Here is an 18,082-nt window from a genome sequence, read left to right on the forward strand (position 1 = left end):
GTCTCATGGCACGTAGTCGTTGGTGATCCAGCTCTGGGGGTCGGCGCCGCCCTCGAGGAGACCACCGTCGGTGAGGATGTCGTACGCCTCCTGGAACCGGTCGGGGTCGTTGTGCATCATCGGCGTGCCGGAGTCGTCCATCCAGGTCTGCGTCGTGTAGATCTCCAGCGCTGCTCGTGCGGTCTCGTCGTCGAACAGGGCCGGGAAGTCCCAGTCTTCGCTGTCGCGGAGGATGCGCAGCGTCTCGTCGAAATCGTTCTCCCGGTCGTCGACCATGAACTGAGCGGCATCTGCCATCGCCGCGAGGAAGGCCTCGACGGTCTCGGGGTCGTTCTCGATGTTGTCCGGGGTGGTGAAGAACAGCTGCAGGTCAGGTGTGACGTCGAGCCCCGCGGTACTGACCTCTGCGTCGTCGTTCTGCAGGTCGAGGGTGAGCCCGGTGTCGAGGCTGACGATGTACCCGGCGAGTTCACCGCGCCGCACCAGCTCGTACGTCGCACCGGTCACGGGGACGGCCTGGCGTTCGACAGCGGCGAGTTCGACGTTCTCGTGCTGGAGTGCCAGGTCCAGCATCCGCTCGCTGGTACCGCCGACGGAGCCCATGCCGATGGCCTTGCCGGCCATGTCCGCGGGCCCGTGCACGGGGTCGCTATCGGTGGAGACGATCCGCAGGTTGGTCTGCCTCGACATAGTGCCCACGCCGACAATGGGCTGGCCCTGTTCCATCGCCGGCATGATGTCGATGGTGCTGGCCCGGGTGATGAACGCCGCACCGCCGACCACCGACTGAATCGCGGCCGGGGTTCCTTGGACCGGCTCGAGGGTGACGTCGAGGCCGTGCTCCTCGAAATAGCCACCGGAGTAGGCCATCATCTCGGGGCCGAATGTGAACGACTCCAGCGGCAGGAACGTCACCACGGTGATCGGTGTCAGCTCTCCCCCGTCGCCGCCCTGCTCATCTCCATCGTTCGACGAGCAAGCGCTCAGGGAGAGCGCACCGGCCGAGATCGCCGCTGTTATCCGCGCTGCGCGCCTCCTACGGCGCCCGGTCTGTGCTGTGAACATGTCATCGACTCCCGTGTCGGACAGGCCGTCGCATCGAAGACGGAGTACGCAGCACTCTTGCCCAGACAAACACTGCCAACAAGGCAGGCTTCCGGTATGCGGGAGGCGCCGGGACGCGTGTCCTGAATGGCAGGAATCTGACTCAGGACATGATTACCTCGCCGAGCAGACCTTCGGAGGCGGACGAGCCGGAACGGGATTCGATCGGCGGCAAATCGAGATCGGATCTCCGGTAAACAAGAATCACTGGCCGGCGAATCTGATATCGCGGCACACACTCACTCAGCTGCGTCAGGTCGACACTGCTCGCGGCTGTGCGATTCGGGATCGCCTCGTGGCTCAACCCCCGCAAGACGTCGTTGGTGTCGCGGACGCCGGCCTCTGGCCGACACCAGACGCGAGGATCAGGCCGGGATCGGCGTCTCCCGCGCAACTCAGGAGGAGCCGCGCCGGACGACCATCTTCGAGTCCACGAGCGTGCCCACCGCGCCGATGTATTTCTCGGCGGCGGCGGGGGTGACACCGGCGGCTTCGACGGCGGCCCGGGCGCTGGGCTGCTCGTCGAGCGAGCGCACGATCTCCAGGAGCGTGCGGTCCTTGAGGAACGACAGTTTACGGGTGCCGAAGTGGTACAGAAGCGCCCCGAAGGGCTCGGGGCGCACCGCGACCTGCGGGTGCAGAGACCAGGCGTGATCCGGGTCGAAGTCAGCCACGCAACACCGGCCGCGTGCGCATCAGTAGACGCCGCACATGCCGTCGATCGAGACTTCTTCGATCAGCGCGTCCGCCTCGATCAGGCTCTGCGGCTCGGTCTCGTGCTCGGGTGTAGTGGGCTTCGCCTGGCCGCTCATAAGATCTCCTTCTGTCGCGCACCACGTGCGTCGGCGGTGATGGACGATTGTCGGGCCTCGCGGTTCGAAGTAACGCGTACCATACTAATGGCACTGAGTGCCGTATGGAAGGGTTGACGGATGACAGCCGCACGCGAGCAGGCGCCCCGGACTGGACGCGCGCGCTCGACCACCGCAGCCGCACTCAGCCGGACGGGGCTCGAGTTGTTCATCGAACGAGGCTTCGACGAGGTGACCGTCGACGAGATCGCGGCAGCCGCGGGTATCGGCCGGCGCACGTTCTTCCGCTATTTCCCCTCGAAGAACGATCTGCCGTGGGGCGACTTCGATGCGCTGCTCAGCCGGATGCGGGAGCATCTGGACGCGGTCCCCCACGAAACACCGCTCTTCGACGCGCTGCGAGCGGCCGTCATCGAGTTCAACACCTTCCCCGAGTCCGAGTTGCCGCTGCATCGTCAGCGCATGGAGATTCTGCTCAGGACGCCGACGCTGGTGGCTCACTCCGCGCTGCGCTACCAGTCTTGGCGGCAGGTCATCGCCGATTTCGTCGCGGCCCGCCTCGGTGTCCGGACAGACACGCTGCGGCCGCAGACCATCGGCTGGGCGTGCCTGGGCATCAGCCTTGCCGCCTATGACCAATGGCTCGCCCACGAGGATCAGGTGCTGACCGACCTCATTGATCAGGGCTTCACCGAAATGCGTGAAGTCTTCTGCTCCCGGGCGGCGCCCGGTGCGGTGTGACAGGGTAATCCTGACGTCCGGGACAGCTGGCACTCGGCCGAACCACGACTCCAGGAGCTAATCGCCGATGCACAAGCCGACCGGCCCGCGCGGAATATGGACAGGAGTCGCTGTTCTCCTGGTCATGGCTGCAGCGATCGCCACCGTCCTCATGTGGCAGCCGTGGGACCGCGATGAGCTTCACGAAGCAGCCGGCGACATCGCGCGGGTCCCCGGGGTCGCGGCGGTCGATCTGGAGTACCGCGAGATCGAGGGCGCCGCCGCGGCGAAAGTGAGACCCGAGCCGTCCAAGGTCGACGTCATGGTCCGCCTCGAATCCACGCTGGCGCCCGACGCCGCCGCGGTCGCGGCGGAGCGTGCGCACGAGCTCCTCATCCCTGCTGCGGAGGCCGTCACACACGACAATGTGTCGGTGCACCTGCACGTGACCGCAGGTGAGCCGGAGAAGGCGCCCGGGATTCGCATCGATCCGCTCGAGGTGCCGTACTCGCCCATCTCGGGTGCCGCCGACGTCGCCGATGCCTTCACGATCTGGCAGGCCGGACCTCGGAGTGTGCAGGTCTACGGTCTCGCGCCCGCGGTTGGCGAGGCAACAGCCGACTCCGGGTCCGGGAACGCACCTGACTCGCGCGCGGGCATCGGGATCGAGGCGGGAGCCGCTGCCGACATGGTGCCACTCGCCGAGCTCGCGGCCGGGCTGGGACGCACCGCCGACCTGCACTTCGGTGACGATGCGTACTACGCCGGGCACGGCGCCGTCGCAGACGTCGACGCGGTACGACTCACAGTCGCCGCAGCGTCCCGGCGTGGCGTCGAGTCCGCGTTCTTCAGCAACTACTCGACGGCTCCACAACTATCCGTGCGTGCTGCCTGGCCGGCCGAGTCGCCCGAGACGCCTGAGCTCAAGCGGTGGCTCGAGGCACACGACTACGCCGCGAGCGCCGGGCGCCCGGTGGCGTTCACGATCTCCGAGCCGGGGTACGAAACCCTCACCGAGGGCTGGGTTTCGGCGTTCGCGCCACCGGAACCCGAGCCACACCCGCTACCGCTGCCGGCCGGCGTCGAAGCCTGGCCCGACGACGTAGACGCGCCCAGCTGCACCGGCGCGGATCTGGACGTCGGCTACGGCGGATCCGATGCGGCGACTGGAGCGCGTTACGCGCTGCTGCTCGCCCGCAATGTGTCGGACCGTCCGTGCGCCGTTGAGGGCATCCCCGGCATCGCGCTCCGCAACGCCGACGGCGCGGAGCAAACAGACATCCGGCTCGAACCGTATACGAGTAGCGCCGTCCCCGCCCGCCTGGTGGTGCCGCCCGGCGAGCAGCTTCTGGCGCCACTTCAGTGGCGCGCCATGTCGACGGCGAACGACCCGGACGTCACGACGTCGGTCGAGGTGACCGCCGTTCCGGGCGCCGAGCCCGTGCTGCTCGACGTCACCGACGGCGACGGCCCGTCCGCGGGCCTCGACATCCTGGACGGCGCGGAGCTGCGGCTCGGTCCTTGGGTGCAGGCTCTTGAGGGGTGGTCGTGACGCGATGAACGACGCGGGTTGGCCGACGGGGGACGGACGCGAGGTGGCGACCTGCGCGACGTCCTCGGTTCCGGGACGGTGACCCGGTGCGGTATGACGTGGTGGTCGTCGGTGGTGGAACGGCGGGGGCGCCACTGGCAGCACGGTTGAGCGAGGATCCCGACCGGACGGTCCTGCTCCTCGAAGCCGGACCCGCATCACACGGCGACGCCGTCCCCGCTGAAGTACGCGACGGCACCACCCTGCGCGCCGTTCTGCCCGGGCACCCGCTGACGTGGTCCTACCCCGCCCTGCTCGCGCCGGTACGGCCGTACACCGTGGCCCGGGGCCGGATCCTGGGTGGTTCGAGCGCGATCAACGGCGGCAATTTCGTCCGGGCACGTCCGGAGGACTTCGACGGCTGGGCCGCGCTTGGCAACCCCGAATGGTCCTACGAGCAGGTCCTGCCGGTGCTGCGCGCCCTCGAGACCGACCTCGACCACGGCGACACCGCCATCCACGGAGGTTCCGGCCCCATGCCGGTGGCGCGGGCTCCCCAGCACAGTCCCGTGGCCCAGGCGTTTCATTCCGCGGCGGCCGAGCACGGCTTCGGCGCCGAACCGGACAAGAACGCACCAGGCGCTCCCGGTGTCGGTGCTCTGCCTCGCACCGTGGTCGCGGGCGTCCGCCGGAACACCGCCATGCAGTATCTCGATCCTGTGCGGTATCGCCGCAATCTCGTCATCCGCGGCGGCGCGCGCGTGCTCCGGGTGCGGGTCGAACGGGGCCGCGCGACCGGCGTCGAGCTGGAGACGGCCGGGCGCAGAGAGTTCGTCCACGCGCAGGAGGTGGTGCTCACGTCAGGCGCGATCGGCAGCCCGCACCTGCTCCTGGCCTCCGGGATCGGCCCCGCGGACGAGCTCACCGCACTCGGCGTGCCGGTGGTGGCGGACCTGCCCGGCGTCGGCCGCGACTTCACCGACCACCCGCAACTCGCCGTACAGTGGCACGGCCGCACATACCCGGCAGCCCGGAGACCGGAGTCATTCGTGGCCGCGCTCGACTTCTCCTCCCCCGGCGGCCCACCTCAAGGCGACCTCGAGATCCTCCTGGCCGAGCAGCCGCTCGAGGCCTTGCTCAGCGGCACACCCAACGAGTCCGGCGGCGGTACGCTGCTCGTCGGTCTCCAGATCCCCCAGTCTCGCGGCCGGATATCGCTCCGGGCCGCCGATCCGTACGCGCACCCGCGAATCGACTACCACTACTTGAACGAGCCGACCGACCGGGCGCGGCTACGACACGGCCTGCGCACGGCCCTCTCGCTGCTGCGGTCGGGCCCGTTCACCGGCCTCGTCGACCAGTTCATCGACCTCGAGCTACGAACGACGACCAGCGCCGAATTGGATCAGTGGATGGACACGCGACTGGGCACGGCGATCCATCTGTGCGGTAGCGCTCGCATGGGACCAGAGCACGACCACGGCGCCGTCGTCGACCAGTACGGGCGGGTACGCGGGGTCGCCGGCTTACGCGTGGCCGACACCTCCATCCTGCCCACCGCACCGAGCCGGGGCCCGGCATCCACGGCCGTGCTGATCGGCGAGCTCGTCGCCCGGTTCATCCGCCGCGGCGACTGAAGCCACGAGGACCGTTGGGGTCTTCGGGCGCAGCACACTCACGCGGTGTCGCGCCTGTTGGTGGCTTGAAGATCACCTACATGGAGACCTGTGACCTAGAGTAATGGTCAACCAGGTTGAATCGAACAAGGGTTTGAGTTAAAGTAATGGCTATGTAGCCGGGAGGGATCGCATCCCCTCCACAGTCGGCGTGATGGTGAGTGGTCGGTCTTACGGGTGTAGCCGGGGCCGTTTCGTGTCCACATTTCAGGCGTGTCCTCCGCTGGTCGCAAGTGTGCCTTGCTTACGCGGTGCGGTCTCGTCGGCCGTTCACGCTATTTGGGGGTGCTACCGGTGTTCACCGACGGCTCCGATGACCAGTTCGACCCCGACTCGAACCCCGCGTCGGGCACCGACTCGACCCCTGAAGCCGGCTCAGGCCCAGGCCGGGACCAGGACCAGGACCAGGCGCAGGACAATGCTTCGGGGACGGAGTCGTCGCAGAGCGAGCCCGTATCGGTGCCGGAGGGGTTGGCGTCGATGGCCCCGGGTGGTGAGCTAGCCGCGGTGCTAGCCGCGATCCCGGTGCAGCGGGTGTCCGGGTTCGACACTGTGGAAGTGGTGAAGGCCGCCTATCGCCAGGCCAACCATGACCGTGCGATATTCCTGCGAGCGGTGCTCGAAACCGGGCTACGCCAACCCCACACGCCGGACACGGTCGCCAGGGTGCAGCATCCGCACGAGTTCGCCCCCGAAGAAACCAGAGCTGCTCTGGTGTTTTCTCGCCGGCGGGCCGATACCACGTTCACGCTGGCGTATGACGTGTTCTCCCGGCTGCCGATGCTGGGGGAAGCGATGTTGGCAGGCGAGTTGGACGAGCCCCGCGCAGTCGCGTTCTGCCAGTGGACGGTTGGTCTTACCGGTGATCAAGCCGCCCAGATCTGCCACGACCTGTTGTCGGTCGCGCCCGACATGATGGTGGGCGAGTTGATCGATGCGATCAAACGCGCCGCGATCGCGATCGATCCGGATTACGCCGAACGTCGCTACCGCCACGCCGTACAAGGCCGCCGCTTCGTCGGCTCCCGCAACGCCGACGGCACCGCGAACGTCGCGGGGTTGGACCTTCCCATTGATCGTGCCGCCGCGGCCTGCCACAGAGTGGACACGCTGGCCCGCACCTGCAAACGGTCCGGTGACACCCGACCCGCCAACCACATCCGCGCGGACATCTACCTCGGCATGCTGGACGGTTCATTCCAGGCCATGACCGACGCCGACATCATCGCCTACGTCCTCTCCAACCCTTTCAGCACGCCCGACGCGGCCGACGATGCCACCAACGATTCCGACACACCCGGCATCAATCACGACAACGGTGACAATGGCGACAGCGGTGACAGCGGTGGGAATGGCGACGGCCCCGACCCCGACGGACCAGAAAACGCTGGCCCGGCTCCCACTGCCACAGGCCCGGCGCCCACCGACACCGCCCCACCTCCCACCGACGGCGGCCCGGATGACGACGGCGACGGCCCCGACCCCGACGGACCAGACGGCGCTCACCCGCCTCCCTCTGACCCGAGTCCGGCGCCCACCGACACCGCCCCTCATCCTGTTGATGGCGGCACGTCTCCCCCTGACACCGCCCCTCATCCTGTTGATGGCGGCACGTCTCCCCCTGACACCGCCCCACCTCCTGCTGATGGCGGCACGTCTCCCCCTGACACCGCCCCACCTCCTGCTGATGGCGGCACGTCTCCCACCGACACCGCCCCACCTCCTGCTGATGGCGGCACGTCTCCCACCGACACCGCCCCACCTCCTGCTGATGGCGGCACGTCTCCCACCGACACCGCCCCACCTCCTGCTGATGGCGGCACGTCTCGAAATGACTTTCCCGAGGCCGGGCGGGCCGGGACGGGGGCGTACCCGGTGGGTGAGCTGCGGATCGAGCTGGCCAGCCTGCTCGGCTTGGATCAGCGCCCGGCCGAGCTGGCCGGGTGGGACTTCATCCCTGCTGGCCTGGCCCGGCAGATCATCACCACCATGATCGGCGCCGAATGGAGATGGGTACTCTGCGACGACGACGGCTACCCAATCGCCAGCGGCATTGCCACCGCACGCCCTCAATCCCCCGGTAGACCGCCAGCATCACCATCACCACCAGCATCAGAATCACCATCACCAGCACCATCACCATCACCATCACCAGCGCTACCAGCAGCGGCCCGAGGGATCGTCGAGTTGCAGCTACGCACCAGCGACATCCCCAGGATCGCCGCCGCGGTGTGCGCGAGGGAGACGAGGTACCGCCGGGTCGTCGATGACATTCTCACCCAGATCAAAACCGATACCGACTTCGCCGAGACAACCTCGGCGGGCATCGAGGCTACGAGCTCAAGCGAGCGGCGCGGCCCGGTGAGCGGCGTGCTCGGGAGGGTAGGCGCGAGCGGTTCCAGCGGCGCCGATGCCAGGTCCGATGCGGGTGCGCGGCGTCGCACCCCCGGAGCAGGGTTGCGTCGCTGGATCCAGATCCGGGACAGACGGTGTACCTTTCCGGCGTGCCGGATCCCAGCCCGCTACACCGATCAGGACCACGCGATCGATTACGCCGACGGCGGGCTGACCACCGATGCCAACCTCGGTTGCTGCTGCCGTCGCCACCACCGGCTCAAACACGTGGGCGGCTGGGTGATCATCAGACCCGCACCGGACACCACCGTCTGGGTCACTCCGCTGGGGCACACGTACACCCATCGGGCGCCACCAGTCATTTTCACCACGTCGGGAGCACGCCCGCACCCCCACCATCCCAACCTGTTCAATGCCAACCGCCTGGGCTGCGGATGCGTCAGCTACTGCGGCTGCGGCGCCACCTTGCCTATGCCGCCGACAACCACCGAAAACGGCACACCGGCTCGGGAGCCCGCCCAGCCGTCCGGACGCGGATCCGAGGACGACGACGCTCCACCCTTCTAGGGCGCCGCGAGGGGGAAGTGGCAGGAGACCTCATGGCGGTCGCTCACTTTGGTGCGCTCGGGCTCTACCTCGGCGCACACGTCCTGCGCCCGCGCGCAGCGCGTCCGGAACCGGCATCCGCTCGGAGGGTTGAGCGGTGAGGGTGGTTCTCCTGGCAGCGCTACCGGCCGCTTGGCGATGCCGGTCTCGATGTCCAGCACGGGAATGGAGTCGAGCAGGGCACGCGAGTACGGGTGCCGCGGTGCGGCATACACCTCGTCCACGGGACCGAACTCGGCAAGTTGCCCGAGATGCATGACGGCGACCCGGTCGCTGACGCGTTTCACGGTCGCCAGATCGTGGGCGATGAACAAATAGGCCAGGTTGAGTTCTTCCCGCAACTTCTCCAAGAGGTTCAGCACCTGAGCCCGGATGAGCACATCCAGGGAGGATGTCGCCTCGTCACAGATGATCAACGCCGGTCCGAGCGCGACGGCCCGGGCGATCGCCACCCGCTGCGCCTGGCCACCGGAGAGCTCCAGGGGCCTGCGGTGCCGGTAGGTCGAGGGGCGCAGCCCCACCAGCTCCAGCAGTTCGTCGACGCGTGCCGCACGTTGTTCACGGGTCATCGAGGTGTGTCCCAGCAACGGTTCGGCGATGACGTCGCTGACTCGCCACCGGGGGTTCAGCGAACCGAACGGGTCCTGATAGACCATCTGCATGTTGGCGCGGACCTTCTTGATCTCGCGCTTCGACATGCCGACGAGGTCCTGTCCCTGGAATCGGACTGTCCCCGACCTCGGGGTCTCGACCTGGATGATGGCCCGCGCGAGGGTGGACTTACCGGAGCCGGTCTCGCCGACGATGCCGAGTGTCTCACCGGGCATGAGGTCGAACGAGACACCGCTGACGGCATGGACCACACCCGTTTTGACGCCGCCTGGCCCGCGGGTGACGTACTCCTGGACGAGATCGCGGACGGACAGCAGTGGCTCCCGTCCGTTCGTCGTCGCGACATCAGCGCCGGCCGGCGCGACGCGGACTGCGTGATCGGTCACCGTGGCTCCTCCTTCGTGCCGGCGAGGCTCCCGCCACTGGCCGCCGGATGCCAGCACGCGTAGGAGTGCTCCGGCTCGTGCTCCTCCAGCGGCGGCTCGGCGCCGCACTGCTCCGTGGCGTTGGGGCAACGAGGCCGGAAGGAACAACCCTCGGGCAGCGAGGCCAAGTCGGGCGGATGCCCGCCGACGACGGTGAGCTGGGCATGCGCGGGGGTGGTCAGCTGCGGGATCGCGTCCAGAAGCGCCTTGGTGTACGGCATCCGGACGTTGCTGAACAGCGTCCTGGTCTGTGCGTACTCGACGGCTTTACCGGCGTACATGACGAGTACCTTGTGGGCATAGCAGGCGGCCAGTCCCAAGTCGTGGCTGATCATGATGACGGCCATGCCGAGCCGCTCCTGGATGTCGGCGAGCAGCTCCATGATCTGGGCCTGCGTCGTGACGTCCAACGCGGTGGTCGCCTCATCCGCGATCAGGAGCTTCGGGTCCGACGACAACGCGATGGCGATGACCACCCGTTGCCGCATGCCACCGGAGAGCTGGTGTGGATACTGCTTGACCCGTTTCTCCGGCGACGGCATCCGCACGAGCTTGAGCAGCTCGATCGCCTTCTCCGCTGCCTCGCCGCGTTTGATCGGCGAGTGCATGCGGATCGCCTCGATGAGCTGGGCGCCAATGCTCATCGTGGGGTTCAGCGAGCTGGCAGGGTCCTGGAAGACCATGGCGATCTGCTGACCACGCACCGCCCGCCAGGACTTCTCGTCCAGCCCCACCAGCTCGGTGCCGTCGAGCCGGGCCGATCCTTCGATGTGGGCGCTGGGCGGCAGTAGTCCCATCAAGGCTCGGACACTCACCGATTTCCCGGATCCGGACTCGCCGATGATCGCGAGGGTCCGTCCGGGATAGACGTGGTAGTTCAATCCGTTCACCGCGTGGACTACCCGGCCATGGCGGGAGAACGTGACCCGGAGATCCTCGACGTTGAGGATCGGCTGGGACCCGCCGCCCGCCATGGCCGGCGCTTCGGCAGTGGCGTCCGGAATACTCCCCGCGTCGCCGCTCATCGTTCCCGTTCGCGCTGCGTTCCTCATCGACCCGTCACCTCGTCTCGGATACTCTCCCCCAGCAGGTTGAACGACAGCACCGTCACCAGCAGCGCAAGGCTCGGCCAGAGCACCAGCATGGGCGTGGCGGACAGCGACTGCTGGGCGTCGAAGATCATGTTTCCCCAGCTGGGTCGTGGTGCCGGGATTCCGAGACCAAGGAAGCTGAGGGCACCTTCAGTCACCACCACGATCGCCATGCCGAGCATCGCGAAGGTGGTCAGCTGCGGGACGATGTTGGGGACCACGTGCCGGAACAGGATGCGCCACCACGGGCTTCCGCTGAGCTCAGCCGCCTGGAGATAAGGCATGCTCATCACCTTCATGGTGGCGGCGCGCGAGATCCGGGCCACCGCCGGAATACTGAAGGCGCTCAACGCGAGGATCGTGTTGGGAAGCGACGGCCCGAGAATCTGAGCGAGCACGATCACCAGGACCAGGGACGGGAAGGCGATGAGCACGTCCAAGGCGCGCATGATGATCGCATCGGCTTTGCCGCCGAGGTAGGCGGAGATCGCTCCGGCCGTCCCGCCGATCGTCAGCCCGATGATGTTGACGACGATGCCGACCAGCAGCGACGAACGGCCACCGTGGATGAGACGGGAGAGCACGTCGTTGCCGTTGACGTCAGTACCCAGCACATGCCCTGGACTGCCTGGCGGCAGTGCGCTCTCGAGCACGCTGCCACCGACGGGCGACGCAAGAGGCAACACGAACGGGCCCAGGAAGCACACGAGCAGCAGCAGTGTGACCACGCTGCCGGAGATCCAGATGGTGAGGCGACGCCGGAACGACGACCAGCGCGTGGCACGGGCCGCGAGCGGCGACGGCGACAACGCCGCTGGTCCGGGAGGACTAGTGACTGCCATAACGAACCCTCGGGTCGAGAACGGCGTACATGACGTCGACGAACAAGTTGGCGAAGACAGCGGTGGCGGCGAAGATGAACACGCAGGTCTGCACGACGGCGACGTCGGAGGACATCACCCCTTCGAGCATCAGCGTGCCCATGCCGGGCATGGCGAAGATGCGCTCGATGATGACCGTGCCACCGACCAGCGCGCCGATGTTCAGGCCGATCAGCGTCAGCAGACCGAAGCTTGAGTTCCGGAAGGCATGCAGCCACAAGATCCGCCAGCGTCCGGCTCCCTTGGAGCGCGCGGTGTCGATGTAGGCGGCAGCATTCAACTGCTCGACCAGGTCCCCCCGGAGGAAGCGCGCGTAGAAACACGCCATCGGCACCGCCAGCGAGAGCACGGGCAGGATCATCGAGCGCATGTTGGGCCAGAGCCCGCCCGAGAGCGGCACATACCCGATGGCTGGGAGCATCCCCAGAGTCACCGCGAATACCAGCACGAGCAGCAGTGCCATCACGAAGTTGGGCACGGCCAGCAGGGTCATCGAGCAGAACATGACGACCCGGTCGACCAGGCCACCGGGCCGGCGGGCCGCGGCCAGCGCAAGCGGCAGGGCGATGACGATCGACAACACGAACGCCATCCCGGCCATCTGCAAGGTGACCGGGAGACGTTCACCGAGCAGGGTCGTCACCTCCCGATCACTGATGATCGAGTGCCCCAGATCCCCGGAGAGCGCTCCACCGAGCCAGGAGAGATAACGCACGTAACCAGGGCGGTCGAGGCCCATCTGGGTACGGACGGCCTCGACCTGCTCCTCGGATGCATCCATCCCCGCCTGGATCCGTGCGGGGTCCCCCGGCAGCGCCTCCATCAGGAGAAATACCAGCGCGCTGACGACGAACAACAGCGGGACGACGATCATCAACCGGCGGGCGATCAGCCGCAGGATCGGCGACCCGGCAATCTGAGTCAGCGGGCCGTCACGCTTCTCTGCCCCGGTGTCCCTCTCCGCCACCGGCGGCCCGGTGGTGCGATTCACGGCTGCTCGACCCAGACCCGGTCGTAGAGAACACCCTGGTTGACCGCGAGCGCCGGGATGGGCTCATCCAGGCCGGGTCCGTGTATTCCCTGCCGCATCACCTGAGCCGGGCTGAACGCCATGCCGAAGGGTCCGTACGCCTCATCGGATATGTATTGACTGATCGCCCTGTAGTGCTCCTCCCGTTCGGCCTCGTCGACGGTCAGAACCGCGGCTTCGAGCAGCACGTCCAACTCCGTTTGGAGCCCTTCGTCGATAGCCTGCTGGGCAGACTCCGCGCCTTCCGGCAGCGGTGTGCCGCTGAAGGGTGAGGTCGAACCGAATCGAACCGCCACCCCGATTCCGACCGACGGATCCCACGCCCCGGCGGTCTGCAGGATGGCCTCCCACTCACCAGCCTGGAACTTGGTGATGATGTCCCCGAGCGGATAGGAGTGGATGTCCACCACGATGCCGGCTTCCTGCCACTGGGTCTGCAGAGCGGTCATGACCCGGCGTGCGGTGGACAGGTCGGTGGTCATCAGATCGACATGGAGTCCGCCGAGCTCATCGACGATCTCCGCCGCGCGCTCCGGGTCGTACTCCCGGTAACCGGGAACCTCCGGGTGGTGGAACAGTCCGCCGGATGCGGTGAAGGACTGGCTCATCTCACCGGCTCCCCCGAAGAGACCCTGGTTGATGGACTCGAAGTCCGTGGCGTAGTAGATGGCCTCGCGGGCTCGCTTGTCCTCGAACGGCCCGTTCCGGGTGTTGAGCTGGACGACGTAAGGCGAGGTCGGAGCTCCGAGATGCATTTCGAGATTCGGGTTGTTGTCGGCTTCCTCGATCAGGTTGATGTCACTCAGGCCCTCGATGACGTCGCCCTGGCCGGCTTGCACGGTCTGGTAGGCCACCTGGTCACCCGCGACCGACTGGAAGGTAATCGCGTCCAGGTACGGCAGCCCGTCCTTGAAGTAGTTCTCGTTGCGCTCGAGTTCGAGCCGTTGATTCTGGGTGTTGCTCGTGACCACGAATGGGCCGGCCCCCACCGGGGTGGTGCTGAAGGCCTCCGCCCCCATCTCCGCGTAGGCCGTCGGCGAGCCGATGAGGTTGAGGTTCCCCGCGGGTAGACCGTTGACCAGCGAGCCGTTGGGCACAGAGAGGTACATCTCCACGGTCAGATCGTCCACTGCCTGGATAGCGCCGAGACGAGCCATGATGAGGTCTTCATCGACGTCCGCTGGAAGCGCGTCGAAAACGCTGTCGATGAACTCCTGGTCCAGATCCGGTGTTTCTCGGTCCAGGTCCAGGTTGATCGTCGGTGCGCTGGTGCTCCCGGAGCTGAGGGAACGGATCCAGCTCCACACCACGGCCTCGGCGTTCAACGGGGTCCCGTCGCTGAATTCGATCCCCTCGCGCAGCGTGATGGTGAGGGTCAGGCCGTCCTCGGACCATTCGTAGCTTTCGGCTTGGTTCGGCACGAGTTGGGCGTTGCTGCCGTCCGGGTCGGCTTCGAGGGTGAACAGGCCGCCGTAGATAGAGCTGTTCTGCGGCAGGTTCGCCCCTACGCCGTTGCTGGTGGAAGAGTCGAGCCCGGTGGACCAATCGCCGGCGAAGCCGGAGTCCAGAATCACGGTGATCTCGCCACCGGACTGCGCTTCGCCGGACGGCGGATCGTTGGCCTCACCCGCGTCGCCCGAACCGGAGCCGTTGGCTCCACACGCGGTAGCCATCAGCGCGACCCCCGTGACGAGGGCGCCTAAGCGCAACAACTGTCTTATCCGGTGGCCTTTACCATTAGTTCTCATCCTTGCTCCTCAATGAGCTGGAAAGTAGCGCCAATAGTGGTGTTGGGCATGTGGTGTTGGGCATGTGGTGTTGGGCATGTGGTGTTGGGCATGTGGTGTTGGGCATGTGGTCTCAGCCCTGCGGCTCGCGGCCAAGCCAGCGGAAGGCGTTGCGCCAGCCGATGTTCTCCCACTCGTCTCGCGGCAACCCCATCGATCGCAGAGTCTTCGCCGCGGGTTCCTCGCGGGGCATGGCGGGAAAGTCCGAGCCGACCAGTAGCCGGTCCGCGCCGAGCAGGTCGATGAGATACCGGATGGTCCGGCGGTCGAAGACCATCGAGTCGTAATAGAAGCGGCGGGCGTACTCGAGTGGCGACGGGCCGTCGTCGGGCATCACCGCGCGCTCGAGGTCACGGGGTTCCTCGTTCCAGGCGCCACCCCAGAAGTAGTTGGCCCGTGGCAGTATCATCGCCAGCCCGCCAGCCGCGTGGCTGAACGAAATGCGTAGGTTGGGGCAGGCCGCCGCGGTGCCGCCGAGGATGAGCGAGGCCGCGGCGAGCATCCCTTCGATTCCTACGACGTAGGTGCCCATGCCCGACCCCGGCAACCGGTGCGTCGGTGCGGGCATCGCGTGCACGAGGATCGCGGCTCCGAGCCGCTCGGCCTCGGCGAAGAACGGCAGAAACTTCTCGTCTCCGATGGAGCTGTCCAGCACGTTGGAGGCGATCTCCACTCCGGCGAGCCCGGCGTCCATGATCGCGGCGAGCTCTGCGGTGGCGGTATCCGGATCCTGCATCGGCACCATGCCCAGACCGATCAGTCGCTCCGGATCGTGTGAGCACAGCTTCGCGGCGAACTCGTTCACATGGCGCGCCAGCGACAACCCGTCGGCCGCCGGCAGATCGTAGCGGAGCAACGGCGGCATGGGGCTGACCACCTCGGCGTCGACACCGGATGCGTCCATCGCTTCGACGCGGCGTTCGGCCTCGAAGAAGACGTCCTTGGCGCGGAACTTCATCTGGCCGAACACGAGATGGCGGTCGGTGCTGTCCTGGATGGACTCCATCCGGGGGAAACACTCAGGAGCATCCTGCGGATAGTCCTTGGGGAGCAGGTGGGCGTGAGCGTCGACGATCACTTCAGGCTCCTCCGATCAGTTGTTCGGATGCACGGACACGTGGATGGCCGAGCCGTCACCGGCTGAGCCCGCGAGTGTGTCGATGGCCAGGCCCACGTCGTCGAGCCCGAAGGTGTGCGTGTGCAGCTTCTCCAGCGGGAAACGGCCCGACTCGAGCAGCTCGATCGCCTTCTTGTTGGCCGCGGCGTCGACACCGAAGGCACCCTTGATCACCAAGCCGCGATTGATGATGAGGTCGGTGACCAGCGGGATCTCCTTGTGCCCCTTCAGCCCGGCCAGCACCACACGCCCACCGTGGCGTACCGATTTGAGCGCGTCCGTGATGGGGCCGGCCGCCATGGGCGTGAGGTCGACGGCGACATCGACCATCTCCCCGTTGGTGATGTCCCGGACCGACTCGGGGACGTCCTGGGCGTCATCTCCATCCACGATCAACGTGTGATCGGCACCCAGCTCACGAGCGATCTCGAGTTTGTGGGCGTCGGAGGCGAGCCCGGTCACGATGATCGTGCCGGCGCCCGCGGCTTTGGCGGCGATGACCGCACCCAGCCCCCGCTGCCCGGCACCGAGCACGAGCAGGGTCGTACCGAGGCCGACCTCGCCTAGATCGACGGCCCAGCGCACGCCGGCGCCCAGCGGGTTGTACATGGCCGCGATCTCGGCCGGCAGAGACTTGTCGATCTTGTGCATGACCGTCGTCGGCGAGAGGTAGAGATGCTCGGCGAACCCGCCCCAGATGCTGGGGAGGACGTCGATGGGGGTCACGCCGTGCCCGTACTTGCGGAAGCGGCATGCCTGGTAGCGGCCGGTGAGGCAGTCCGCGCAGGCGCGGCAGGGAACGATCACCTCGAGCGCGACGCGGTCACCCTCCTGTACGCCCCAGCGCTCGGCCGCTTGCTCACCGATCTCCTCGATGATGCCCATCGGCTCGTGGCCCGGAATGAACGGCGGGCGCTCCCCCATGTGACCGTTGAAGATCTCGACGTCGCTTCCGCAGATCCCGTTCGCCTCGACGCGCAGCAGCCCGTCGTCGTCGCCGATCGAGGGCCGGGGAAACTCCTGCATCTCGATCTTGCGGGGTCCGGTCTGGACCGCAGCTCGCACCATCTGTGCCACGTCGTCCTCGCTCTCGGCTGGCCGTACTCAGGCTTGTTCGTGCTCAGGCTTGTTCGTGCTCAGGCTTGTTCGTGCAGGATCACGCCGCGGATGTTCTTGCCGTCGATGAGGTCTTGATAGGCGTCGTTGACCTCGTCAAGGGTGTAAGTGCGGGTGATGAGCTCGTCGAGCTTGAGGTCTCCCTCCTGATACAGGCGCAGCAGACGAGGTATGTCGTCGAGCGGATTGCAGTCACCGAACAGCGCGCCCCGGATCTGCCGCTGGTAGCCGATGAGAAGACCAGCGCGCACGTGCACCGCGGTTTCACCGGCATGACCAACCGCGGTGATGGTCACCTTGCCGCCTTTGCCGGTCATCAGCACGGCGGCATTGACCATCTCTTCGGTGACCGCGTCGGGGGTCATGATGGCGTGGTCGGCGAGCTGGCCCCAGGTGTGGGAGACCACGAAGTCGTGGGCTTCGGAAGCGGTCGCGAAGGCGTGGGTGGCGCCGAGCGTGAGTGCGTTCTCGCGTTTGAACTCCACCGGGTCGACGACGATCACATCGCGCGCACCCGCATACGCCGCACCCTGGACGGCGTTGCTACCGACTCCACCGGCGCCGAAGACGACGACGGTCTGCCCGGCGCGGACGCCGGCGGCATAGACCGCCGACCCCCAGCCGGTGGGCACGCCGCAGCCGACGATCGAAGCGATCTTGAACGGGATCCAGTCCGGCAGCGGCACCACGGCGTACTCGGACACCACCGCGTACTCGGAGAAGGTCCCGAGAGAACAGAACCCGCCGAAATCCTCACCGTCCGCGTGGAAACGGAATGTCCCGTCCAGGAACATGCCGCTGCCCGCGTTGAGCCCCTTGACGCACATATTCTGATGCCCCTCGGAGCAGGGGCGACAGGTGCCGCAGGCCGGGATATACGAACAGACCACGCGGTCGCCGGGCTTGACCCGGGTGACGTGTTCGCCGATGGACTCGACGACGCCGGCCCCTTCGTGGCCTCCCACCATGGGGAACCGCACCCCGGCATCACCGGCGGTGATGTGGTGATCTGAGTGGCAGAGCCCGGAGGCGTGGAACTTCACCCGGACCTCGAAGGCCTTGGGCGGATCGAGCTCCAGCTTGGTGATCTCCCAACCGATATGGGGACCGCGGGCGATGGCCGCACGGGTGGTGATCGTCGACGACATAGGTCTCCGTTCTCTGGCTCTCGTTGCGGCCCGTCCTAGCGGCTTGTCTCAGCGGCCCGTCTCAGCGGCCC

The 18,082-nt window shown here is 67.1% G+C and carries 15 protein-coding genes; 4 read left to right on the top strand and 11 right to left on the bottom strand.

Annotated elements, in window-relative coordinates; all coding sequences use genetic code 11:
• Positions 1-3 precede the first annotated feature (3 nt).
• The 3 genes from F7O44_RS05265 to mftA all read right to left on the bottom strand — a co-directional run bounded on the left by F7O44_RS05265 (position 4) and on the right by mftA (position 1,916).
• Positions 4-1,065: an ABC transporter substrate-binding protein gene (locus F7O44_RS05265; RefSeq protein WP_162449053.1), complete on the bottom strand. Its 1,062-nt coding sequence runs from the start codon at positions 1,063-1,065 to the stop codon at positions 4-6.
• A gap of 434 nt (positions 1,066-1,499) precedes the next feature.
• Positions 1,500-1,778, bottom strand: coding sequence for a mycofactocin biosynthesis chaperone MftB (gene mftB / locus F7O44_RS05270; RefSeq protein WP_162449054.1), 279 nt, complete (start codon positions 1,776-1,778; stop codon positions 1,500-1,502).
• Between the two features lie 21 nt (positions 1,779-1,799).
• Positions 1,800-1,916 (bottom strand): mycofactocin precursor MftA, encoded by a 117-nt coding sequence (gene mftA / locus F7O44_RS05275; protein ID WP_162449055.1) that lies wholly within the window; start codon positions 1,914-1,916, stop codon positions 1,800-1,802.
• Positions 1,917-2,036: 120 nt separating this feature from the next.
• Here mftA and mftR point away from each other — a divergent pair, with 120 nt between their 5' ends.
• The 4 genes from mftR to F7O44_RS05295 all read left to right on the top strand — a co-directional run bounded on the left by mftR (position 2,037) and on the right by F7O44_RS05295 (position 8,765).
• Positions 2,037-2,657 carry a mycofactocin system transcriptional regulator gene (gene mftR / locus F7O44_RS05280; RefSeq protein WP_162449056.1) on the top strand — a complete coding sequence of 207 codons (621 nt, stop codon included), beginning with the start codon at positions 2,037-2,039 and terminating at the stop codon, positions 2,655-2,657.
• Positions 2,658-2,781: 124 nt separating this feature from the next.
• Positions 2,782-4,188 (top strand): DUF4232 domain-containing protein, encoded by a 1,407-nt coding sequence (locus F7O44_RS05285; protein ID WP_162449057.1) that lies wholly within the window; start codon positions 2,782-2,784, stop codon positions 4,186-4,188.
• Positions 4,189-4,274: 86 nt separating this feature from the next.
• Positions 4,275-5,804, top strand: coding sequence for a mycofactocin dehydrogenase MftG (gene mftG, locus F7O44_RS05290; RefSeq protein ID WP_162449058.1), 1,530 nt, complete (start codon positions 4,275-4,277; stop codon positions 5,802-5,804).
• Positions 5,805-6,137: 333 nt separating this feature from the next.
• The gene (locus F7O44_RS05295) at positions 6,138-8,765 is read left to right on the top strand and encodes a DUF222 domain-containing protein (RefSeq protein ID WP_162449059.1); all 2,628 of its coding nucleotides are present in this window, start codon (positions 6,138-6,140) and stop codon (positions 8,763-8,765) included.
• Here F7O44_RS05295 and F7O44_RS05300 read toward each other — a convergent pair.
• The 8 genes from F7O44_RS05300 to F7O44_RS05335 form a co-directional block, all read right to left on the bottom strand.
• Entirely contained in the window at positions 8,762-9,802 is a 1,041-nt protein-coding gene (locus F7O44_RS05300; RefSeq protein WP_162449060.1) for an oligopeptide/dipeptide ABC transporter ATP-binding protein, read from the bottom strand. The genes F7O44_RS05295 and F7O44_RS05300 overlap by 4 nt on opposite strands.
• Entirely contained in the window at positions 9,799-10,866 is a 1,068-nt protein-coding gene (locus F7O44_RS05305; RefSeq protein WP_162449367.1) for an ABC transporter ATP-binding protein, read from the bottom strand. Before F7O44_RS05305 ends, F7O44_RS05300 begins: the two co-directional genes overlap by 4 nt.
• 23 nt (positions 10,867-10,889) lie before the next feature.
• Complete coding sequence (locus tag F7O44_RS05310) at positions 10,890-11,774, bottom strand: ABC transporter permease (RefSeq protein ID WP_162449061.1); 885 nt, start codon at positions 11,772-11,774, stop codon at positions 10,890-10,892.
• Entirely contained in the window at positions 11,761-12,804 is a 1,044-nt protein-coding gene (locus tag F7O44_RS05315; RefSeq protein ID WP_222851084.1) for an ABC transporter permease, read from the bottom strand. Before F7O44_RS05315 ends, F7O44_RS05310 begins: the two co-directional genes overlap by 14 nt.
• On the bottom strand, positions 12,801-14,591 hold the full coding sequence (locus F7O44_RS05320) for an ABC transporter substrate-binding protein (protein ID WP_222851085.1): 1,791 nt from the start codon (positions 14,589-14,591) through the stop codon (positions 12,801-12,803). Before F7O44_RS05320 ends, F7O44_RS05315 begins: the two co-directional genes overlap by 4 nt.
• A 112-nt stretch (positions 14,592-14,703) precedes the next feature.
• The gene (locus F7O44_RS05325) at positions 14,704-15,708 is read right to left on the bottom strand and encodes an amidohydrolase family protein (RefSeq protein WP_162449062.1); all 1,005 of its coding nucleotides are present in this window, start codon (positions 15,706-15,708) and stop codon (positions 14,704-14,706) included.
• A gap of 15 nt (positions 15,709-15,723) precedes the next feature.
• Positions 15,724-16,815: a zinc-dependent alcohol dehydrogenase gene (locus F7O44_RS05330; protein ID WP_187361135.1), complete on the bottom strand. Its 1,092-nt coding sequence runs from the start codon at positions 16,813-16,815 to the stop codon at positions 15,724-15,726.
• 68 nt (positions 16,816-16,883) lie between these two features.
• Entirely contained in the window at positions 16,884-18,011 is a 1,128-nt protein-coding gene (locus F7O44_RS05335; RefSeq protein ID WP_162449064.1) for an NDMA-dependent alcohol dehydrogenase, read from the bottom strand.
• Positions 18,012-18,082: the final 71 nt, after the last annotated feature.

This window comes from Phytoactinopolyspora mesophila (genome assembly GCF_010122465.1).
Lineage (GTDB): Bacteria > Actinomycetota > Actinomycetes > Jiangellales > Jiangellaceae > Phytoactinopolyspora > Phytoactinopolyspora mesophila.